This is a genomic window from Hydrogenophaga sp. (genome assembly GCF_011772445.1).
Taxonomy (GTDB): domain Bacteria; phylum Pseudomonadota; class Gammaproteobacteria; order Burkholderiales; family Burkholderiaceae_C; genus Hydrogenophaga.
The window spans coordinates 43622-64563 of sequence record NZ_WVZN01000013.1 but is presented as its reverse complement, the minus strand read 5'-3'; the positions used below and the strand labels follow the sequence as shown (position 1 = coordinate 64563).

Sequence of the window (20942 nt, the reverse complement as noted above, 5' to 3'; positions counted from 1 at the left end):
TTCACCATGACCACCACGCTCAAGGTCAACGGCCGCGAGGTCACCGTCGACGCCGACCCGGACACGCCGCTGCTGTGGGTGCTGCGCGACGACCTGCAGCTCACCGGCACCAAATTCGGCTGCGGCATGGCGCTGTGCGGCGCCTGCACGGTGCACGCCAATGGCAGCGCCATCCGCTCCTGCGTCACGCCGATCGCAGCGGTGGCGGGGCAGGACATCACCACCATCGAAGGCATCGAGGGCCCCGAGATCGCCGCCCTGCGCGCGGCCTGGACCACGGTGGACGTGGTGCAGTGCGGCTACTGCCAGAGCGGCCAGCTCATGAGCGCCTGCGCGCTGCTCAAGGCCAACCCACGGCCCGATGCCGACGCCATCCGCGCCGCCATGAGCGGCAACCTGTGCCGCTGCGGCACCTACCAGCGAATCGAGGAAGCCATCGCCCTCGCCGCAACACCGCGCTGACCGCCGCTCGCCCGCCAGGGCGTCCGGCCCCGGACATTCATCCAGAACGCAGATGAATTGATCCGAACAATCGAATTCACAGCAGGTGCCGCCTGGCCTAGATTCGCGCCAGGAGACCCACATGACTGAGCGTTCGAGCCTGATGATCGGCTGCGCGGCCGGCTTTTCGGGGGACCGCACCGACGCGGCCCTGCCGGTGGTGCGCGAGCTGATCGCACGGGGACAGGCGTCCGTGCTGATATTCGAGACCCTGGCCGAGCGCACCTTGGCCCTGGCGCAGCTGGCGCGCCGCGGCAACCCCGACCTGGGTTACGAGCCCTTGCTGGACGAGCTGCTGGCCCCCGTGCTGGCGCTGTGCCTGGCGCACCGCATCCGCATCGTCAGCAACTTCGGCGCCGCCAACCCGCTCGGCGCGGCGCGCCGCATCCGCGCCCTGGCAAAGGAACTGGGCCTGCGCCGCCCGCGCATCGCCGTGGTACACGGCGACGACGTCAGCGGGCTGCAGCACCGCGCCCTGCTGGAGCGCTCGCTCGGCCAGGCCATGCCCTGCGAGCCGCTGGTGAGCGCCAACGCCTACATCGGCGCCGCGCCCATCGCCGAGGCGCTGACGGCGGGGGCCGACATCGTGGTCTGTGGCCGCGTGGCCGATCCCTCGCTGGTGCTGGGCCCTGCGCTGGCGCACTTCGGCTGGCGCCAGGACGACTGGACCCGCCTGGCCCGCGCCACGATGGCGGGTCACCTGCTGGAGTGCGGCGCGCAGGTCACCGGCGGCTACTTCGCCGACCCCGGCTACAAGGACGTGCCGGGCCTGGCCTCGCTGGGCTACCCGATCGCCGAGATCGAGGACAGCGGCGACTGCACGATCAGCAAGCCCGAAGGCAGCGGCGGCCGCATCGACGAGCGCACCGTCAAGGAACAACTGCTGTACGAACTGCACGACCCCGCGGCCTACCTCACGCCGGACGTGGTCGCCGACATCACCACCGCGCGCGTGCGCCAGATCGGCCCCGACCGCGTGCGGCTCGAGGGCGTGAGCGGCCACCCTCGGCCGCCGACCCTCAAGGTCAACGCCTGCTTCGAAACGGGCTGGTTCGCCGAGGGCGAGATCTCCTACGCCGGCGCGCGTGCGGTGGCGCGCGCGCGCCTGGCCGCGCAGGTGCTGCGGGAACGCCTGGCCGACGCCGGCCCCCTGCGCGTGGACCTGATCGGCGTGACCAGCGTGCTGGGCGACGACAGCAGCCGCTGGCTGGACGACCCGCTGGACGAGGGCGTGCGCGACGTGCGCCTGCGCGTGGCCCTGCAGCAGCGCGATCGCGCGCAGGCCGAGCGCCTGGTGCGCGAGGTCACGGCCCTGTACTGCTGCGGCCCCGCCGGCGGCGGCGGCGTGCGCACCGCGATCCGCCCGCGCCTGGGCATGGTCTCCTGCCTGGTGCCGCGCGAGGCGGTGTCGGTGGGCCACGCCATGGTCGACGAGTCGCGGCAGGAGGCCCAGCCATGAAGACCAACCAAACGACCGTGCCGCTGTACCGCGTCGCGCACAGCCGCACCGGCGACAAGGGCAACCGCTCCAACATCAGCGTGATCGCCTGGCACCCGGCCTTGTGGGACCTGCTCGTCGAGCAACTCACCGAAGACGCCGTGGCCCGCCACTTCGCCGCGCGCCGGCCCAGCGCCGTGCGCCGCTACCTGCTGCCGCAACTGCACGCCATGAACTTCGTGCTCGACGACGTGCTCGACGGCGGCGTGAACGACTCCCTCAACCTCGACAGCCACGGCAAGGCCTTGTCCTTCCTGATGCTGGACCTGCCGGTCGCCGTGCCGGACGCCTTGCGCACCCACCTCGCGGGCGGCCCCTGAGCCGCCCCGGGTTTTTCACCCACCGACCCAGGAGACAGACACATGAACACCCCTTTCACGCGCCGCCACGGCCTGCTGGCTTGCGCCCTCACGGCCCTGCTGGGCGCGGCCCCCGCCTGGGCCCAGGCGCCGGCCTACCCCACGCGCCCCATCACCTTCGTCGTGCCCTTCGCGGCGGGCAGCGCCACCGACCAGCTCGCGCGCGCGCTGGGCCAATCGGTCAGCAGCGAGACCGGCCAGCCCGTGGTGATCGAGAACAAGGCCGGCGCCAGCGGCGCGATCGCCGCATCGGCCGCTGCCAAGGCCCCCGCCGATGGCTACACGGTGCTGATCACCACCAACACCACGCACGCGGCCAACGAGCACCTCTACAAGAAGCTCAGCTACGACCCACTGAAGGACTTCGCGCCCATCACCGCGCTGGGCAAGGGCGGGCAGGTGATGGTGGTCACCACCGGCTCACCATTCAAGACCGTGGGCGACGTGATCGCCGAGGCACGAAAGTCACCGGGCAAGCTCAACTTCGGCAGCGGCAGTTCATCGAGCCGCATCGCTGGCGAGCTGTTCCAGCAGATGGCCAAGGTGCAGATCCTGCACGTGCCCTACAAGAGCAACCCCAACGCCATCACCGATCTGCTCGGCGGCCAGATCGACATGATGTTCGCCGACATGTCCACGGGCGTGCCGCAGATCCAGGGCGGCAAGCTGCGCGCGCTCGGCGTGACGGCCAGCAAGCCCTCGCCAATGCTGCCGGGCGTGCCCACCATCGCCGAGGCCGGCGTGCCCGGCTACGAGATGGGCTACTGGTTCGCGGCCTATGCACCCGCGGGCACGCCCGCCGCCGTGGTGCAGCGCCTGAACGAGCTGCTGGTCCGCGCCACGGCCAGCCCGGCCGCCAAGGGCTTCTTCGAGGCCAGCGGCTCGGAGGCCTTCACCAGCACGCCCGACGGGCTGGCGCGCTTCCAGGCCGCGGAGACCCGCAAGTGGGGCGACATCATCAAGGCTGCGGGCATCCAGGCCGAGTGAGCCCCTGAGCCGGCCCGCGCCGGCTCAGCCCCTTCCCCACTTCCCCAGCACCAGGCACGACGCCGGGGCGCGTGACACCGCCCCGGGGAGGCGTCGTCGCGCCTGCGCGGCCGTGCCCCGCCCATGCGGCACGGCGCTGCGCCCGGCCACCCAGCCGGACGGCCCCCACGCAGAGGCGCCGAAGAAGCCGCCCTGCCCCATCCCACCACGACAAGAGGAGACAGACATGACCACCACATCCATTTCGCGACGGCCCGCCTGGGGCGGCCTTGCACTGCTCACCCTGCTCGCGGCCTGCGGCGGCGGCGGCGACGGCGGCACGGGCGAAGGCCCCGCCGCACCACCACCAGCGCCACCCGAGCGCCTGGCGCGCGCCTGCACACCCGAGGCCTTCGCCGACCTGCAGGTCCCCGGGGCCGTGCTGAAGACGGTCGCGCCCATCGCGGCCGGCACGCACCGCGGCCAGGCCAACCTGCCGGCCTTCTGCCTGATCACGGCCAGCGCGCACCCCACCAGCCGATCGAACATCAACTTCGAACTCTGGGTGCCCGAGGGCGAGGCCTGGAACGGCAAGCTCGTCACCACGGGCAACGGAGGCTACAGCCCCTCGCTGAGCTACGGCGACATGGCCTACGCCCTGCGCCAGGGCTACGCCACCATCGGCGGCGACACCGGGCACCAGACGGAAGACATGCTCTGGGGCGTGAACAACCCCGAGAAGATCGAGGACTGGGGCAGCCGCTCGATCAACAGCATCACCGTGGCCGGCAAGGCCCTGCTGGACGGCTTGCGCGCGAAGCCCGCGCAGCGCGCCTACTACCTCGGCTGCTCCACCGGCGGCCACCAGGGCTTCGCCGAAGCGCAGCGCTACCCGGACGACTTCGACGGCATCATCGCCGGCGCCCCGGGCAACAACCGCACGGCGCTCAACATCGAGTTCATGTGGCGCTTCCGCTCCAACCGGCCCGACAGCGTCAACAACGTCACCTACCTCAACAACACCAAGCTGCAGCTGCTCACCAGCCAGGCCGTGGCGGCCTGCGACGCGCTCGACGGCGTGAGCGACGGCGTGATCGACGACCCGCGCCAGTGCACCACGGCGCAGTTCGACCCCGATGGCCTGCTGTGCGCGGGCGCCGACGCACCCACCTGCCTCACGGCCGACCAGCTCAACGCGGCGAAGAAGATCTACCAGGGCCCGCGCAACCCGCGCACCAACGCGCAGCTCTACCCGGGCTGGCCGGTGGGCAGCGAATCGGGCTGGGGCAGCTACATGGGTGGCACCGAACCCACGCGCGCCGACTTCTGGCGCTACTGGGTGTTCGACGACCCACAGTGGAACTGGTGGACCTTCGACTTCGACCGCGACGTGGCCTACGCCAACGCCAAGATCTCGCCGCTGGTGGACCAGACCAACGCCGACCTCTCGCGCTTCAAGGCCGCGGGCGGCAAGCTGCTGGTCTACCACGGCTGGAACGACCCCGTCGTCAGCGCCCACGACAGCATCGGCTACTACGAGCGCGTGCGCACCTTGCAAGGCTCGCAGGCCGCCACCGACACGTTCTACCGCCTCATGCTGGTGCCGGGCATGGGCCACTGCTCGGGTGGTGCCGGCGCCGGCACGCTGCGCGCGGACGGCACGCTGATTCCGCTGGACCCCAGCCGCGACCTGCTGGCCGCGATGGACCGCTGGGTCGAGCAGGGACAGGCGCCCGACGACTTCGTTGCCTCGCGCGTGTCGGGCGGTGCGGTGCAGCGCACGCGGCCCCTGTGCAGCTACCCCAAACAGGCCGTGTACAGCGGCGCGGGCGACACCAACAGCGCCAGCAGCTACCGCTGCCAATGAGCGGGGATGCGCCCGGCGGGCGCGTCGCGAGCGTCAGGCCCGCCGCGGCCTGACCTTCGAGGCCGCGAGCTTGGCGTTCTCGCGCGCCCGCTCCACGTCCGTGTGGCGCGCCAGGGCCACACCCATGCGGCGCTTCTCGAAGCTCTCGGGCTTGCCGAACAGGCGCAGTTCGGTGCCCGGAACGCGCAGGGCTTCGTCCACGCCGTCGAAGGCGATGCCCTGGGCCTGCACGCCGCCGTAGATCACGGCGCTGGCGCCCGGGCTCCGGAGCGTGGTGTCCACCGGCAGGCCCAGGATGGCGCGCGCGTGCAGCTCGAACTCGTTCTGCCACTGCGTGGCCATGGTGACCATGCCGGTGTCGTGTGGACGCGGGCTCACCTCGCTGAACCACACCTGGTCGCCGGCCACGAACAGCTCCACGCCGAACAGACCCTGGCCGCCCAGGTTGTCGGTGATGGCCTTGGCGATCTCGCGGCTCTTTTGCAGCGCGGCGGCGCTCATGGGGTGCGGCTGCCAGCTCTCCACGTAGTCGCCCGCCACCTGCACGTGGCCGATGGGGTCGCAGAAGTGCGTCTCGGCCTCGCCGTTGGCGCCCAGCGCGCGCACGGTGAGCAGGGTGATCTCGTAGTCGAAGCGGATGAAGCCCTCGACGATGATGCGGCCGTGGCTCACGCGGCCACCGGCCATCGCGTAGTCCCAGGCTTTCTTCACGTCGTCGGGGCCGTCGATCTTGCTCTGCCCCTTGCCGCTGCTGCTTATCACCGGCTTGACGATGCAGGGGTAGCCGATGCCGCTGTCGATGGCAGCCTGCAGTTCCTGCAACGAGTCGCAGAACTGGTAGGGGCTGGTTGGCAGCTTCAGGGTTTCCGCGGCGAGGCGGCGGATGCCTTCGCGGTCCATGGTGAGCCGGGCGGCGCGCGCGGTGGGGATCACGCGCACCACGCCCGCGGCCTCGAGCTCCTGCAGCATGGGCGTGGCGATGGCCTCGATCTCCGGCACCACCAGGTGCGGGCGCTCGCGCTCGATCAGCGCCTTGAGCTGGGCCGGGTCGCTCATGGCGATGGTGTGCGCGCGGTGCGCCACCTGCTGGCCCGGCGCGTTCTCGTAGCGGTCCACCGCGATGGTCTCCACACCCAGGCGCTGCAAGGCGATCAGCACCTCCTTGCCGAGTTCGCCGCTGCCCAGCAGCATGACTTTGGTGGCCGAGGGCGACAGCGGTGTGCCAAGCGTGGTCATGTCGTGATGTCCTGATGAAGGAAGGGATTCAGCGCGCCGCGCCCATGGCCTCGCCCAGGCGCACGGCGCGCGCGGCGGCCCAGTCGGGGTTGAAGGCGATGGTGTCCGGCGGCCACAGCAGCACGACGGTGGAGCCCAGCAGGAAGCGGCCCATCTCGGCGCCCTTGTCCAGGTGCACGGGGGCGTCGTCGTAGCGCCACTCGCGCACGGTGCCGGGGCGCGGCGGGTTCACCACGCCGTGCCACACCGTGGCCATGCTGCCCACGATGGTCGCGCCCACCAGCACCAGGGCGAAGGGCACGGTGCGATCGCCCACCGGCATGTCGAACACGCACACCACGCGCTCGTTGCGCGCGAACAGTCCCGGCACGCCCGCGGCCGTGGCCGGGTTCACCGAGAACAGATCGCCCGGCACGTGCAGCATGCGGCGCAGCGTGGCCGCCGCGGGCATGTGGATGCGGTGGTAGTCGCGCGGACTGAGGTAGACGGTGGCGAAGCTGCCGCCCTGGAAGGCCTGCGCGAGCGCGGCGTCGCCGCCCAGCAGGGTGCGCGTGTCGAAGTCGTGGCCCTTGGCCTGGAAGATGCGGTCGCCCTCGATGCGGCCGAGCTGGCTGATCGCGCCGTCCACGGGGCAGACGAAGGCCGCATCGGCCAGCGGGCGCACGCCGGGCTTGAGGGCGCGCGTGAAGAAGTCATTGAACGTGTCGTAGGCCCGCGGATCGGGGTTCGCGGCCTCGGCCATGTTCACCTGGTAGCGCGCGATGAAACGGCGGATGGCCCACTGGGTGACGGCCCCGGCGCGTGCGCGGGCGAAAGCCCCCGCCAGGCGCGTGAGCGTCAGCTTGGGCAGGAAGTATTGGAATTGGACGGCCAGCGACATGGGTGGCGGATTGTAAAAGTGGAACCCGTGGGGGTTTTCCAGATGGGCACAATGGCTCGCATGAACTCCCCCCTGTTCGAAGCCGCCGGGCTCATCAAACGCTACGGCGAGAACACGGTGGTCAACGGCGTGGACTTCGCCATCCACCCCGGCGAATGCCTCGGCGTGATCGGTCCCAACGGCGCCGGCAAGACCACCACCATCCGCATGTGTCTGGGGCTCACCGCGCCCGACGCGGGGCACATCCACGCCTTCGGCATGGACATGCCGCGCGACGCCATGGCCATCAAGGCGCAACTGGGCGTCGTGGCCCAGATGGACACGCTGGACCCGGACTTCAACTGCGCCGAGAACCTGCTGGTCTATGGCCGCTACTTCGGCCTGAAGGACGCGGTCATCCGCCCGCGCATCCCCAGGCTGCTGGAGTTCGCCGCGCTCACGCACAAGGCCACGGCGCGGCCCGGCGAACTGTCCGGCGGCATGAAGCGCCGCCTGAGCCTGGCGCGCGCGCTGGTGAACGACCCGCGCCTGCTCATGCTCGACGAACCCACCACCGGCCTGGACCCGCAGGCCCGCCACCTGATGTGGGAGCGCCTGCAGGTGCTGCTGCAGCAGGGCAAGAGCATCCTGCTCACCACGCACTTCATGGACGAGGCCGAGCGCCTGTGCTCGCGCCTGCTGGTGCTGGACCACGGCCGCAAGATCGCCGAAGGCCGCCCGCGCGCGCTGATCGCCGAGCACCTGGAGCCCGACGTGGTGGAGGTGTACGGCCCGGGCGCGCTGGATCTCGCGCAGCGCGACGAGCACGCCCCGCTGCGCGCCCTGGCCGCGCGCGTGGAAGTGAGCGGCGAGACCGTGTTCTTCTACACCGCCCAGGCGCAGCCCCTGCTGGCCGCACTGGGTGAACACCACCAATTGCGCACATTGCACCGGCCCGCGAACCTCGAAGATCTGTTCCTGAAACTCACCGGCCGGCAAATCAGGGAAGACGGTTAAGCATGTGCCCCCACGCTCCACCGCTGCGCGGGTCGCTGCCCCCCGAGGGGGCGCGTTTCGCCTTGGGGCGGCCCGGCGGCGANNGAAACCCATTGGTAAGCACCCATGTCAACACTCACGATCAACCCCTGGTCCCCGCCGCGCCTGTCCTGGCGCTGGTGGCCGGTGTTCCTGCGCAACCTCCTGGTGTGGCGCAAGCTGGCCCTGCCCAGCGTGGTGGCCAACATCGCCGAACCCCTCATCTGGCTGGTGGCCTTCGGTTACGGCCTGGGCGCGCTGGTGGGCACGGTGAACATGGGCACGGCCGGTGGCGGATCGGTGGCGGTGCCCTACATCCTGTTCCTGGCCAGCGGCAGCATCTGCATGAGCGCGATGAACGCGGCCACTTTCGAAGCGCTGTACTCGGCCTTCTCGCGCATGCACGTGCAGAAGACCTGGGACGGCATCATGAACGCCCCCGTGCGGCTGGACGACGTGGTGCTGGCCGAGATGCTGTGGGCCGGCTTCAAGTCGCTGTTCACGGTGACGGTGATCCTGCTGGTGATGCTCGGTCTGGGCATCACGCACTCGCCCAAGCTGCTGGTCGCCTGGCCGGTGCTGGGGCTCGTGGGCATCACCTTCTCGTGCGTCGCGCTGGTGTTCAACGCCCTGGCCAAGGGCTACGACTTCTTCAGCTACTACTTCACTCTGGTGATCACGCCGATGATGTTCCTATCGGGCGTCTTCTTCCCCCGCGAACAGCTGCCCGCGCCGGTGCTGCTGTTCTCCGATCTGCTGCCGCTGACCCACGCCGTGCAACTGGTTCGACCGCTGTTCCTGGACCAATGGCCCAGCGACGCGGCGCTGCACCTGGCGGTGCTGGTGGTGTATGCGGTGGGCGCCTTCTGGCTGGCCCTGGCCCTGACGCGCAAGCGTTTCGCGCGCTGAGGGGCCGCCGCCAACTCAGTGCACCGCGCTCAGGCCGGGCTGCGCCTCGGCGTAGGCCTCGATGCCGCTGTCCATGAATTCCTCTTCATCGATCGCGGCGTCGAACTCGCGGATGGTGGTGTTGAACAGCGTGGGGATCAGCGGCTTGTCCAGCGGGCGGCAGACGCGGCCCCGCAGGCTGCGCAGCGGCTGGCTGCTCTCCATGGCGTTGATGACGGCTTCCGGGTCCAGCATCATCACGAAGGGGTTGGTGCGGTTGGCGAAGGAGTTCATGGCGGGCTTTCGGGATTCGGGTGAGACGGAGGGTGTGTCGATGGAAACAAACTGTATCGATGCCCTCCGGGGGCGTTAAGTCGGCGCCCTGCCATCCGGTGTGTAGGAAATTCCCCGACAGGTGTCGGGAATCCTCCACCTTTGCGCTTGTGACGAAAGTCACGCCCATTTGCGCGAGCGGTCGGTAGCGCTCCCTGGCCGGTCAAGCTACCCCCGCCCCGTATGTCACTTTCCCTGCACCCATGATTCGCGCCGCCCGCAATGGGCGGATGCAAATCAAGGAGCGGAAATGAGCGTATGGGTGAAGTGGTCGCGCACCACCAGTGTGTGGATGGCGGTGGCATTGAGCGCCTGTGGCGGTGGCGGTGGCGGTGGGGGCAGCGAAGTGGGGGTTTCCGAGAACCCACCACCCGCCGCGGCATCCGCAACCCGCCTCACAAACGAAGGCATCTGGGGCTGGGAGTACAGCGACACGTTCAGCGCCGTCTTCGTCGTCCCGGCGCAAGGTGACAGCTGGGGCTTGCTGATCGACAGCACATCCGGCTCCCTCGTGCTGGAGGTGGCGCGGGGTCCGATGCTGGCCTTCCAGGGGCAGGCGATCAGCAGCCAACTCAGTGCCGTCGGCGCGGTGCCAGCGCAGAAGCGCGCGATCGGCTTGAATGGCGGCTTCACGCCCATGGCCAGCATGAACCTTACGCTGACACCGAACAACTACACCGGTGAACTGCAATACGACCCAAGCTATGACGTCGTTGTGCCTTTGTCCGGCGTGGCCACGACCTACGAGGCCGATCTCTACGCCGATGGTTACAAGGACAGCTTCGAAGTGAGCGTCGCTTCGGATGGCACCGTTGCATTGGCCAGCGTCACGCCCGGTTTCGAGCACTGCACGGGCAGCGGCCGACTACAGCCCCAAGGCAGCACGGCCATCTTCGCGACCCGGCTCGACTTCACGGGTGCCGGATGCCTTCTGCCCGACGGCGTCACCATCGAAGGCGTTGCCCAGTACGACGGCGTGCTGCGCAAGCTCATCGCCTTCGGCATGGACCGCGACGCCAGCGTGGCCCTGCTGATGGACGCCAACCGCTGATCCTCACGGCCCGTGCCGCAGCGCCTCCACGCTGGCGCGCACCACCGCCTCCACGCTGCCGCTTTCCTTGTAGCGGTTGCGCAGGAAGCTGGCGTGGTTGCCCACGTGGGCGGCCGTGCGCTCGATCTCGTCGAGCGCGCCCAGGCTGTTGAGCGCCAGCGCGTGCGGCGTGAGCTCGCGCAGCGTGGCCAGCACGTCCTCGCGGATGCTGATCTGCTCGCGCGTCTTGGGGTTGACCATCATGCCGTCCAGGCCGAAGCGGCAGGCCTGGAAGCGGTTGTACGTGTAGACGAGGTAATCGTCTTCCTCCGGCGGCGGCTCGCTGCGCTCCAGCAGGTGGCGGCACAGGGCCTGCAGGTAGCAGGCCAGCGCGGCCGCGCGCTCCACCGTGAGCGGCGTGTCGCACACACGCAGTTCGATCGTTCCGTACTCGGGCTTGGGACGGATGTCCCAGTAGAAGTCCTTCATGGACTTGACCACACCCGTGCTCTCCATCTTGGTGAAGTACACGTTGGCGAACTCGTCCCACTTGAGCATGAAGGGCGCGCGCCCGCTCAAGGGGAAGGCAAACACGGAATTCAAACGCGCCGAGTCGAACAGCGTGTCCACACCCTGTGAAAACGGAGACGAGGCCGACAGCGCGATGAAGTGCGGCACGTAGCGGTTGAGCGAGTGCAGCAGGAACAGCGCCTCATCGGGCGAGGCGCAGCCGATGTGCACGTGCTGGCCGAACACGGTGAACTGCTTGGCCAGGTAGCCGTACAGGCCCGAGAGCTGGTGAAAGCGCGGCTTGGAGAAGATGCGCTGCTCGAACCAGCGCTGGAAGGGGTGGGTACCGCCCCCCGCGAGTTCGATGTTGAGCCGGTCGCCCGCGGCCACCAGGGTGTCACGGATCTGCTGCAGTTGCTGCAGCAACGGGCCGTGTTCGGTGTGGATGCCGGTGGCGATTTCGATCATGCTCTGCGTCATCTCGGGCGTGACGACGCCCGGGAACGGCTTGCGCGCCAACAGCTCGAGCAAGTCGTTGGCGCTGCTGGAGAGGTCGTGGTCGTAGCTGTTCACGAGCTGCAGCTCCAGCTCCACGCCCATGGTCAGCGAGTCCGAGGCCTTGAAAGTTTCCAATGGCATGCGCCAGCTCCTTATTCCTTGGTCACGTGGGTCTCGTGCGCGGCCATCAGGGCGCGCTGCGTGACGACGGGGCCCAGCAATTCCTGCAGCAGCATCATCCCGGCCATGGCGGCGAGCACCTGCACCGCGGGCTCGAAGCCGTAGAGCCGGGTTTCCTCGATGAGCAGGATGGCGAAGGCCGACATGGGCGTGAGCGCCAGACCCGTGAGCAGACCCTTGCGCTCGGAGATGCCCGACAGGCGCGCCGCCGCCACATTGCAGACCACCTTGCTGGCGGTGCGGATGAGGATGAGGACGATGCCCATCAGGAAGGTGGTCGGCACGTCGGTCCAGGTGAGCAGCGAAGCGATGTACACGAACAGGAACACCGACAGCAGGTCGCCCGCTGTGCCGAAATCGCGTTGCGCGCTGGTGAGGTGCACGCGCCTCTCGCGCGCGACGATGCCGAACGTCAGCGCCGCCAGCAGGGGAGACAGCTTCAGGCCATAGGCGGCGGTCGTCAGCAGGATGACGGCCAGCGCGAACACCACCGTCACGCCGTCCTCATGCGATACACGCAGACGCAGCAGCCACGGCACCGCGACACCCAGAATCGCCCCCACGGCAATCGACGTGCCCACCACGTGGATGCTGCCGAAGGCCGCGAGCGCGAAGTCGCCCGAGGTCGACAGCGTCCAGTAACCCACCACGAGCTTGAGCGTGAGCACCGCCATGAAGCAGTTGATGGCGCTCAGGTGCAGCACGCGCTCGGTGGCCTGGCCAGAGCTTCGCAGTTCGTGCGCCACGCGCAGCACGCCCGCGGGAGAGGCCGCCATGGACACCGCCGCGATCATCAGCCGCTGGTCGGTGGGCAGCGTGAACCAGCCGGTGGCCCAGTACACCACGCCGAAGGTCACCAGGGACTCGATCACGCCCAGCAGCAGCACCCAGTAGTTGTGGCGGAACCAGCGCAGGTTGATGCGGTAGCCCAGCTCGAACAGAACCAGCGCCAGCGCCACGTTGGCCAGGAAGGGCAGGCCGGCGATGTCGGGCGTGAGCCCGGGCAGATTGATCAGGCTGGCCAGCAGGCCCACGGCCACGTAGCTCGTCACACGCGGCAGATGCCAGCGCTCATGAAGGCCCTCGGCCAGGAACCAGGCCAGCAGCAGCACGAGCGGCCAGGCGATGGCCTGCAACAGAAAGGCGATGTCGGTTGGAATCACGAAAGGACTCTCCTCGCTGACGCCGTCGGATCGGTGGCCGGCGGGGCCGGCTGTCGTCGGGCGTCGTGACCCCGGGTGGGGGCCATCGGTTCATCGGAGTGGCGGCCTGTGGGGCCGCCGCGGATCGCGGCCTTCAGGCCGCGAAGCGGGTCTGCATCGCTTGCAGGCCGAACTGATCAAGCACCTGCAGCAGTCGCTGGCGGGCGCGTTCGCGCTGGCCGTGGCGATCGTCGGGCATTCTACGGGCCAGGATGAGCTCGTTTTTCATCGAATGCTCCCATCCGACGAGTTCGGTAACGGTCACGTCGTAGCCGCTCGCTTCCAGGCGCAGACAGCGCAGCACGTTGGTGATCTGGCTGCCGAACTCGCGCGTGTGCAAGGGGTGCCGCCACAGCTCGGCCAGCGGCGTCTGCTTGAGCGCGAAGGCCTTGTGCCGGCGCATCACACCGGCCACCTCGGCCTGGCAACAGGGCACCAGCACCACATGCCGCGCCCCGCGCGCCAGCGCGAAATCGATGGCATCGTCGGTGGCCGTGTCGCAGGCGTGCAGCGCGGTCACCACGTCGATGCGCTCGGGCAGGTCGGCGTGTTGCATGGCCTCCTGCACCGTGGCGGCCAGGAAGCGCATGCGCTCGAAACCCAGGCGCCGAGCGAGCGCCTGCGAGCGGTCCACGAGTTCGGCGCGCGCCTCCACGCCGATCACGCTGCCCTGCCCGCGCGGCTTGAGCACCAGGTCGTAGAGGATGAAGCCCAGGTAGGACTTGCCCGCGCCGTGGTCGGCCAGCACCACGTCGCCCGAATCGGCGAGCACCTGAGCCAGCAGCGGTTCGATGAACTGCACCAGGTGATAGACCTGCTTGAGCTTGCGCCGCGTGTCCTGGTTCAGGCGCCCTTCGCGGGTCAGGATGTGCAACTCCTTGAGCAGTTCGATCGACTGGTCCGCGCGCAGCTCGGGCAGTTGGGCGTGAAGGTCCTGGGCGGGCCTGGACCCCGGGGCGGATCGGGAAGCGGAGGGCATGCGGCGATGATAGGTGAGGGTCGCGCGCGGGCACCGGACAATCGCGCATGACCATGCCCACCCCGCACCCCTTCGACGCCCTGACCCCCGACGCCGTGCTCGACGCGCTCGACACCATCGGCCTGCGCGGCGACGGCCGCCTGACCACGCTCAACAGCTTCGAGAACCGCGTCTACCAGGCGCACCTGGAGCGCCCGGTGGACGGCCACGAGCTGATCGTGCTCAAGTTCTACCGGCCCGGTCGCTGGAGCGACGCGCAGATCGCCGAGGAACACGCCTTCGCGGCCGAGCTGGCCGCGGCCGAGGTGCCGGCGGTGGCGCCTTTGGCCGTGGCCGGCGCCACCCTGCACCACCACGCCGGCTTCGCCTGGGGCGCCTGGCCGCGGCGCGGCGGGCGCCGGCCCGAGCTCGACGACGTCGAGGTGCTCGAATGGATCGGCCGCTTCCTCGCAAGGCTGCACACCGTGGGCGCGGCGCGTCCCTTCGTGCACCGGCCTGCGCTCGATGCCGCCAGCTTCGCGCGCGAGCCGCGCGACTGGCTGCTGGAACACGAGGTGATCGCTCCCGAGGTGCGGCGGGAATGGTGCGAGACGCTCGACGAGGCCCTGGCGCTGATCGAGGCCCACCCGGTGCTGCGCGCCGGTGGCCCCGGCGACCCCGATGGCATCGCCCGCCTGCGCCTGCATGGCGACTGCCACCCCGGCAACGTCCTGTGGACGCCCGAGGGCCTGCCCGGGGCGGGCCCGCACTTCGTGGACCTGGACGACGCCCGCATGGGCCCGGCCGTACAAGACCTGTGGATGCTGCTGTCGGGCGAGCGCCGCCAGCAGACCCTGCAACTGTCCGCCCTGCTCGACGGCTACGAGCAGTTCCGTCCCTTCGACCGGCGCGAGCTCGCCCTCATCGAGCCTTTGCGCACGCTGCGCCTGGTGCACTACAACGCCTGGATCGCGCGCCGCTGGGACGACCCGGCCTTTCCGATCAACTTTCCCTGGTTCGGCGGGCGCGACCACTGGCGCGGCCAGGTCGATCTGCTGCGCGAACAGATCGAGGCCATGCAGCAGCCTCCCCTGGTCGCCTGAACGCAAACCCTCCGGGGTTAGCGCCAGCGCACCCCTCTAAGCTCCGCCGCGCCGCGCGCAACGGCGACCGAAAGGCCCTGCTCCGACAGTTGTCTTTTGATCAATTCAATTGCACACAATTTAATTTCGCCTCACACTTCCCGCCATGGCATCGACGCCCACCCCTTCCTCCAGCGACCTGCTCAAGCTCGACAACCAACTGTGTTTCGCGCTGTACTCTGCTTCGCTGGCCATGACCAAGCTGTACAAGCCCTGGCTCGACGAGCTGGGCCTGACCTACCCGCAGTACCTTGCCATGCTCGCGCTGTGGGAAGAAGACGGCCTGACCGTCTCGGCCCTGGGCGAACGCCTGCACCTCGATTCCGGCACGCTCACGCCACTGCTCAAGCGCCTGGAGGCCATCGGCTTCGTGGCGCGCCTGCGCGACGTGCAGGACGAGCGGCGCGTGCTGGTTCGCCTGACGGCCGCCGGCCGCCGACTCAAGACCCGGGCGGCCCGAATCCCGTCGTGCGTGCTGCAGGCCACGCAATGCACCGTGCAGGAGGCCATCGCCCTCACGCGCGACGTGCGCCAGTTGCGCGACCGCCTCAGCGCCTGACCCGTTTTCCGTTCCCACCACCGCTGTCACCAGCACCTACCCCAGGAGAAACCACCATGCCCACCGCCCTCGACAAAGTCGTCTACACCGCCCGCGCCCACACCACCGGCGGCCGCGAAGGCAGCTCGCGCACCGACGACGGCCTGCTGGAAGTCAAACTCACCCCGCCCAAGGCCATGGGCGGCGCCGGCACCGGCACCAACCCCGAGCAGCTCTTCGCTTCGGGCTATTCCGCCTGTTTCATGGGCGCCATGAAGCACGTGGCGGGCATGAAGAAGATCGCCGTGCCGGCCGACGCAGCCATCGACGCGGAAGTGGACATCGGCCCGATCCCGCAGGGCTTCGGCATCGCCGTGCGCATGACGATCCACCTGCCCGGCATGGACCGCGCCGTGGCCGAAGACCTCGTGCACACCGCACACCAGGTCTGCCCGTACTCCAATGCCACGCGCGGCAACATCCCGGTCACGCTGACCGTGGCGTAAACAGGATCACCCCCGCCGCGCTTTGCGCGACCCCCTTCCGGGGGCGACACCTGCGGCCCGGCGAAGCCGGTTCCGCGGTGTCTCTGGACTGGCGGGTTTGGCGTTCAGCGATTGGGCTTGCTCGGGTCGTAGATCGTGGTGCCGGTGCCCACACCAACACCCGCGCGCACCCCGCTGTTGCCGATCTCCGTGCTGGTGCCCACGCCCACGCCAGCGTTCACGCGGCCACCCTGGTCCACGCCAACCCCAACGCCCACCGGGCCGACACCCGTGCCCACGCCCAGGCTCACGCCGTGGTTGCTGGCGCCCACGCCGATGGACACCGGGCCCACCGGAATGCCGAAGCCGACACCCACGCTCGAACAGCCCCCCAGAACGGCGACAAGAGACAGGGCGGCGAGCGAACGGGGCAGGCGGTGGGTCATGAAGGTCTTTCCGGGACGGGGCATTCGATTGTGAGCCGATTGCGGCCTTGAAAGTGCCCCACCCAGGTGACCATTTGTCACACCAGCAGCGCGTTCACCCGACGCACATAGGCGGCGGGATCCTCCGGCAGGCCACCCTCTGCCAGCAGGGCCTGGTCGAACAGCACGTGGGCGAGGTCTTCGAAGCGTTCACTGCCGTCGAGCTTTTTCACCAGCGGATGGCCCGCGTTCACCTCCAGGATGGGCTTGACCTCGGGCGCCTGCTGGCCCGCCTGCTTGAGCAGGCGCGCCAATTGCATGGAGTAGTCGCCGTCTTCCACCACCAGGCAGGCCGGCGAATCGACCAGGCGCGAGGTCACGCGCACGTCCTTCGCCCGGTCCTTGAGCGCTTCCTTCAAGCGCTCCAGCACGGGCTTGAAGCCCTCGGCGGCTTCTTCGGCGGCCTTCTTCTCGGCCTCGTCCTGCAGGTCGCCCAGGTCCACCGCGCCCTTGGCCACGCTCTGCAGCGGCGTGCCGTCGAACTCGGGCAGGAAAGACAGGGCCCACTCGTCCACCCGGTCGGCCATCAGCAGCACCTCGATGCCCTTCTGACGGAACACCTCCAGCTGCGGGCTGTTGCGCGCGGCGGCCAGGGTGTCGGCGGTGATGTAGTAGATGGCCTTCTGGCCTTCCTTCATGCGCGACTTGTAGTCGGCCAGCGAAGTGGGCTCGGCCTGCGTGCTGCTGGCGAAGCGCAGCAGCTTGGCCAGCTTCTCGCGGTTGGCGAAGTCCTCGCCCAGGCCTTCCTTGAGCACGGCGCCGAACTGGGCGTAGAAGGCGGCGTACTTCTCGACGTCCTTGCTCAGCTCATCCAGCATGGCCAGCACGCGGCGCGTATTGCCCTCGCGGATGGCCTTCACGTCGCGGCTTTCCTGCAGCAGCTCGCGGCTCACGTTGAGCGGCAGGTCGCTCGAATCGACCACACCTTTCACCCAGCGCAGATAGGCGGGCATGAGCGCCTCGGCCTCGTCCATGATGAAGACGCGCCGCACGTAGAGCTTGATGCCGGCCTTGCGGTCGCGGTTCCACAGGTCTTGCGGAGCCTTGGCCGGGATGTACAGCAGTTGCGTGTACTCGGTACTGCCCTCCACGCGGTTGTGGCTCCAGCTCAGCGGGGCCTCGGTGTCGTAGCTCAGGTTCTTGTAGAACTCGGCGTACTGCTCGTCCGTGATGTCCTTCCTGGGCCGCGCCCACAGCGCATTGGCCGAGTTGATGGTGGTCCATTCGTCCTTGAGCCGGTACTCGCTCTTCTCGGCGTCCCACTCCTCTTCCTGCATGCGGATGGGCAGGCTGATGTGGTCGCTGTACTTGCCGACGATGGACTTGAGCTTCCAGTGGTTGAGGTACTCGGTCTTGTCCTCGCGCAGGTGCAGGATGACGCTGGTGCCGCGCGCGGGGCGCTCGATCGCCTCGACCTCGAAGTCGCCGCTGCCGCCGCTGGTCCAGCGCACGCCTTCGCTCGCCGGCAGGCCCGCGCGGCGGCTTTCCACCACGATGCGGTCGGCGACGATGAAGCCCGAGTAGAAGCCCACGCCGAACTGGCCGATGAGCTGGGCGTCGGATTTCTGGTCGCCCGTGAGCCGGCTCATGAAGTCGCGCGTGCCGCTCTTGGCGATGGTGCCCAGGTTCTCGATCGCCTCCTGCGCGCTCATGCCGATGCCGTTGTCGGTGATGGTGAGGGTGCGCGCGTCCTTGTCGAAGGCGATGCGCACCTCCAGCTCGGGCGCGTCCTCGTACAGGGCCGCGTTGTTCAGCGCTTCGAAGCGCAGCTTGTCGCAGGCGTCCGAGGCGTTGGACACCAGCTCGCGCAGGAAGATGTCGGGGTTGGAGTACAGCGAATGCGTGACCAGATGCAGCAGCTGGGCCACCTCGGCCTGGAAGGAATGGGTCTGTTTGCTCATGGCGGAGTGATCAGGGAAAACGACACAAGGAATTCAGCCGGCCGGCATCTGGGGGCCGGCGGCGGGATTTCAAGAGGGGGGCTCAGAACGGCTCGCCTTCGGCCAGGTAGCGCCACTGCCCCGGCGGCAGCTGGCCCAGCAGCACGCGGCCGATGCGCACGCGCTTGAGGCCCACCACGTGCAGGCCCACGGCCTCGCACATGCGGCGGATCTGGCGCTTCCTGCCCTCGGTGAGCACGAAGCGCAGTTGCTCGGGGTTGAGCCAGTCCACCTGCGCCGGCTTGAGCGGCTGACCATCGAGCGAGAGTCCGTGGCGCAGGCGCTGCAGGCGCTCGGCGGGGAAGGCCGCCTGCACGTCCCGCTCGACCACACCCGGGCCCTTCGGCCCCTCGGGCGCCCACACCACACGCACCAGGTACTCCTTCTCCACGCCGCTGTCCTCGCCGATCAGGGCGCGCGCCACGCGCCCGTCCTGCGTGAGCACCAGCAGGCCGGTGGAATCGATGTCGAGCCGGCCGGCCGGCGCCAGGCCCTTGAGCTGGGCGGGGGAGAAGCGGCGCGGGCCGCGGTCTTCCTTCCAGCGATTGCCCGGCTTGAGCAAGACCACCGCGGCTTCGTGGCCGTCCTCGGGCTGGCCACTCACGAAACCCACCGGCTTGTGCAGCAGAAAGGTGGCGCGTTCGTCCTGCGCGGCCGTGGCCTGGGGCAGCACCTTGATCTGCGCCTCGGGCGTGACGGCCTGGCCCATGGCGGCCACACGGCCGTCCACCAGCACCCACCCCCGCGCGATCCATTCGTCGGCCTCGCGGCGCGAGCACAGGCCCAGCTCGGCCAGGCGCTTGTTGAGGCGCGTGCCCTCGCGAGGGGCGGCGGGCGTGGGGCGCGGGGCCGGACCGGGGAGGGGGGGCTTGTCGGGAGCGCTGGCGCGGGGCCCCCTGGCGGTGGCCGCCGGCTGCAGGGGCAGCTCGTTGCGTTGCGCGTCGCTCAAGGGACGGGCGCGGGCCGGGCCACGGGGGCGCACGGGCGGGCGGCGGGGCGCGCGCGGGTCGACAGGGGGCTTGGGGGCGGCGGGCTTGAGCTTGAGGGTGCGTTTGTCGGGTTCGGATGCCATGCGGGCGATTGTCCCCCGTACTTCACACGCAAAAAACCGCCCCGAGGGGCGGTTTCAGTCATCGGCGAAGCGCCCCGATCAGCCCTTGCCCTTGGCGGCCTTCACGGCGCGGTCGTGCTCGGCCTTGGCGTCGGCTTTGCAGACCTTCTCGGCGTCACCCGCCTGGTCCTCACACTTCTCCTTGGCGATGTCGTAGGCGGTGTCGGCCTTCACCTCCTGCACCTTGCGCGCGGTGTCCGCCGTGGCCTTGTACCGGTTCTCCAGCTCGGCCTTCTCGACACGTTCCGTGCCCTTGGCCTCTTCCTGGCACACGTCCTTGGCGTTGTCCTTCATGGCATCGCAGGCCTTCTTGGCGTTCTTGTGGTTCATCTCGATGCGCTCCTTGGCGGCGTCGTATTCGGCCTTGGTCATGGTCTGGGCCATGGTGAAGGCGGAGGCGGCGCACAGGGCGATCGCGGTGGCGGCTTTGAGGGTCGTGTTCATGTCGGTTCCTCCAGAAGGTTGGTAGGCCCTCCATTCTTCGCAGCGCGGCGGCGCCGCGCGTAGGAGCCGAACGTCGCGCCCTGTAGGACGACGCCCAGGCGCGCGGTCAGCCCAATTCACCCGAGCGCAGCGCCTGCAGGTCCAGCACCCGCAGCCCGCCGTACTCGATGCGGATCCAGCCCTTCGCCTGCAGGGTGCGCAGCGCCTCGTTCACGCGCTGGCGCGACAGCCCCACCAGGTAGGCCAGTTCCTGCTGCGTGATGCGCAGGATGTCCCCCACGTTGGGCGAGAGCAGCGGGTGGAACAGCGCCGCCAGGTTGCGCGCCACGCGAAGGTCGGGGCTGGTGAGGCGGTCCACCTCGCGCGCGGCGATGAACTGGCCCAGGCGCTCGTTGAGCTGGTGCATCACGAAGCGGTTGAAGCCGATCGAGTGGTCCAGCAGCCAGTCGAAGGTCTCCACCGGCAAACCCGCGATCAGGCTCTGGCGCAGCGCCTGGATGTTGTAGCGGTACTGCTCGTGCTTGAGCACGGTGCCCTCGCCGAACCAACCGCCCGGCGCCACGCCGGTGAAGGTGATGGCCGGGCCGCTGGAGTCGTCGTTGGTCATCTTCAGCAGGCCATCGACCAGGCCGAACCAGTACGTCACCGGCCGCCCGAAGCGGCACACGTAGTCGCCCACCTCCGCCTCGCCCACCTGCAGGGCGTCCAGCGCGCGCTCGCGCGCCTCGCCCACCAGCGCGGGCAACCAGGGAATGCCGGCGAGTTCGGCGTCGGTGGGGCGTCGGGCGCGTTCGCGGATGGCGCTGCGGCGGGCAACGAACATGGGGAAAGTCCTAGCAGGGTTGACCCGCAATTGTCGTCACACAGACAACATGGC

22 protein-coding genes are annotated in these 20942 nt (G+C 69.3%); 11 read left to right on the top strand and 11 right to left on the bottom strand.

What is annotated here, in order from left to right; all coding sequences use genetic code 11:
- The first annotated feature begins 6 nt into the window (after nucleotides 1-6).
- The 5 genes from GTO19_RS06010 to GTO19_RS05990 all read left to right on the top strand — a co-directional run bounded on the left by GTO19_RS06010 (nucleotide 7) and on the right by GTO19_RS05990 (nucleotide 5191).
- A complete protein-coding gene (locus GTO19_RS06010) occupies nucleotides 7-462 on the top strand; it encodes a (2Fe-2S)-binding protein (RefSeq protein ID WP_291019142.1) in 456 nt (151 codons plus the stop codon).
- A gap of 121 nt (nucleotides 463-583) precedes the next feature.
- Nucleotides 584-1960: an acyclic terpene utilization AtuA family protein gene (locus GTO19_RS06005; RefSeq protein ID WP_291019139.1), complete on the top strand. Its 1377-nt coding sequence runs from the start codon at nucleotides 584-586 to the stop codon at nucleotides 1958-1960.
- On the top strand, nucleotides 1957-2319 hold the full coding sequence (locus GTO19_RS06000) for a hypothetical protein (protein ID WP_291019137.1): 363 nt from the start codon (nucleotides 1957-1959) through the stop codon (nucleotides 2317-2319). The genes GTO19_RS06005 and GTO19_RS06000 overlap by 4 nt, the downstream gene beginning before the upstream one ends.
- A gap of 42 nt (nucleotides 2320-2361) precedes the next feature.
- On the top strand, nucleotides 2362-3345 hold the full coding sequence (locus tag GTO19_RS05995) for a tripartite tricarboxylate transporter substrate binding protein (RefSeq protein ID WP_291019135.1): 984 nt from the start codon (nucleotides 2362-2364) through the stop codon (nucleotides 3343-3345).
- Between the two features lie 226 nt (nucleotides 3346-3571).
- Complete coding sequence (locus GTO19_RS05990; RefSeq protein ID WP_291019133.1) at nucleotides 3572-5191, top strand: tannase/feruloyl esterase family alpha/beta hydrolase; 1620 nt, start codon at nucleotides 3572-3574, stop codon at nucleotides 5189-5191.
- 33 nt (nucleotides 5192-5224) lie between these two features.
- Here the strand turns inward: GTO19_RS05990 and purT are convergent, their stop codons facing one another.
- Both purT and asd read right to left on the bottom strand, forming a co-directional pair.
- Entirely contained in the window at nucleotides 5225-6427 is a 1203-nt protein-coding gene (gene purT / locus GTO19_RS05985; protein ID WP_291019131.1) for a formate-dependent phosphoribosylglycinamide formyltransferase, read from the bottom strand.
- Between the two features lie 28 nt (nucleotides 6428-6455).
- Nucleotides 6456-7307: an archaetidylserine decarboxylase gene (gene asd, locus GTO19_RS05980; protein ID WP_291019129.1), complete on the bottom strand. Its 852-nt coding sequence runs from the start codon at nucleotides 7305-7307 to the stop codon at nucleotides 6456-6458.
- A 51-nt stretch (nucleotides 7308-7358) separates the two neighbouring features.
- On the opposite strand from asd, the gene GTO19_RS05975 reads away from it, so the two are divergent.
- Nucleotides 7359-8303, top strand: coding sequence for an ATP-binding cassette domain-containing protein (locus tag GTO19_RS05975; protein ID WP_291019127.1), 945 nt, complete (start codon nucleotides 7359-7361; stop codon nucleotides 8301-8303).
- 105 nt (nucleotides 8304-8408) lie between these two features.
- Nucleotides 8409-9230: an ABC transporter permease gene (locus GTO19_RS05970; RefSeq protein ID WP_291019125.1), complete on the top strand. Its 822-nt coding sequence runs from the start codon at nucleotides 8409-8411 to the stop codon at nucleotides 9228-9230.
- A 15-nt stretch (nucleotides 9231-9245) separates the two neighbouring features.
- Here GTO19_RS05970 and GTO19_RS05965 read toward each other — a convergent pair whose 3' ends face one another.
- Complete coding sequence (locus GTO19_RS05965; protein ID WP_291019124.1) at nucleotides 9246-9503, bottom strand: hypothetical protein; 258 nt, start codon at nucleotides 9501-9503, stop codon at nucleotides 9246-9248.
- A gap of 289 nt (nucleotides 9504-9792) precedes the next feature.
- On the opposite strand from GTO19_RS05965, the gene GTO19_RS05960 reads away from it, so the two are divergent.
- Nucleotides 9793-10593: a hypothetical protein gene (locus tag GTO19_RS05960; protein ID WP_291019122.1), complete on the top strand. Its 801-nt coding sequence runs from the start codon at nucleotides 9793-9795 to the stop codon at nucleotides 10591-10593.
- 3 nt (nucleotides 10594-10596) lie between these two features.
- Here the strand turns inward: GTO19_RS05960 and GTO19_RS05955 are convergent, their stop codons facing one another.
- The 3 genes from GTO19_RS05955 to GTO19_RS05945 form a co-directional block, all read right to left on the bottom strand.
- Nucleotides 10597-11721 carry a YbdK family carboxylate-amine ligase gene (locus GTO19_RS05955; protein WP_291019119.1) on the bottom strand — a complete coding sequence of 375 codons (1125 nt, stop codon included), beginning with the start codon at nucleotides 11719-11721 and terminating at the stop codon, nucleotides 10597-10599.
- 11 nt (nucleotides 11722-11732) lie between these two features.
- Entirely contained in the window at nucleotides 11733-12923 is a 1191-nt protein-coding gene (locus GTO19_RS05950) for a cation:proton antiporter (RefSeq protein ID WP_291019117.1), read from the bottom strand.
- Nucleotides 12924-13056: 133 nt separating this feature from the next.
- Nucleotides 13057-13941, bottom strand: coding sequence for an SAM-dependent methyltransferase (locus tag GTO19_RS05945; protein ID WP_291019114.1), 885 nt, complete (start codon nucleotides 13939-13941; stop codon nucleotides 13057-13059).
- A gap of 47 nt (nucleotides 13942-13988) precedes the next feature.
- Between GTO19_RS05945 and GTO19_RS05940 the strand changes: the two genes are divergently transcribed.
- The 3 genes from GTO19_RS05940 (at nucleotide 13989) to GTO19_RS05930 (ending at nucleotide 16106) form a co-directional block, all read left to right on the top strand.
- Nucleotides 13989-15023: a serine/threonine protein kinase gene (locus GTO19_RS05940; RefSeq protein WP_291019112.1), complete on the top strand. Its 1035-nt coding sequence runs from the start codon at nucleotides 13989-13991 to the stop codon at nucleotides 15021-15023.
- Between the two features lie 145 nt (nucleotides 15024-15168).
- Nucleotides 15169-15621 (top strand): MarR family winged helix-turn-helix transcriptional regulator, encoded by a 453-nt coding sequence (locus GTO19_RS05935; protein ID WP_291019110.1) that lies wholly within the window; start codon nucleotides 15169-15171, stop codon nucleotides 15619-15621.
- Nucleotides 15622-15677: 56 nt separating this feature from the next.
- Nucleotides 15678-16106, top strand: coding sequence for an organic hydroperoxide resistance protein (locus GTO19_RS05930; RefSeq protein ID WP_291019108.1), 429 nt, complete (start codon nucleotides 15678-15680; stop codon nucleotides 16104-16106).
- Between the two features lie 104 nt (nucleotides 16107-16210).
- On the opposite strand, the gene GTO19_RS05925 is transcribed toward GTO19_RS05930, so the two are convergent.
- The 5 genes from GTO19_RS05925 to GTO19_RS05905 all read right to left on the bottom strand — a co-directional run bounded on the left by GTO19_RS05925 (nucleotide 16211) and on the right by GTO19_RS05905 (nucleotide 20888).
- Complete coding sequence (locus tag GTO19_RS05925; protein ID WP_291019106.1) at nucleotides 16211-16531, bottom strand: hypothetical protein; 321 nt, start codon at nucleotides 16529-16531, stop codon at nucleotides 16211-16213.
- Between the two features lie 77 nt (nucleotides 16532-16608).
- On the bottom strand, nucleotides 16609-18471 hold the full coding sequence (htpG, locus tag GTO19_RS05920; RefSeq protein ID WP_291019105.1) for a molecular chaperone HtpG: 1863 nt from the start codon (nucleotides 18469-18471) through the stop codon (nucleotides 16609-16611).
- Nucleotides 18472-18553: 82 nt separating this feature from the next.
- The gene (locus GTO19_RS05915) at nucleotides 18554-19582 is read right to left on the bottom strand and encodes a pseudouridine synthase (protein ID WP_363302955.1); all 1029 of its coding nucleotides are present in this window, start codon (nucleotides 19580-19582) and stop codon (nucleotides 18554-18556) included.
- 78 nt (nucleotides 19583-19660) lie between these two features.
- Nucleotides 19661-20065, bottom strand: coding sequence for a hypothetical protein (locus GTO19_RS05910; protein ID WP_291019103.1), 405 nt, complete (start codon nucleotides 20063-20065; stop codon nucleotides 19661-19663).
- A 106-nt stretch (nucleotides 20066-20171) separates the two neighbouring features.
- Nucleotides 20172-20888, bottom strand: a complete 717-nt coding sequence (locus GTO19_RS05905; RefSeq protein ID WP_291019102.1) for a Crp/Fnr family transcriptional regulator — start codon at nucleotides 20886-20888, stop codon at nucleotides 20172-20174.
- Nucleotides 20889-20942 lie beyond the last annotated feature (54 nt).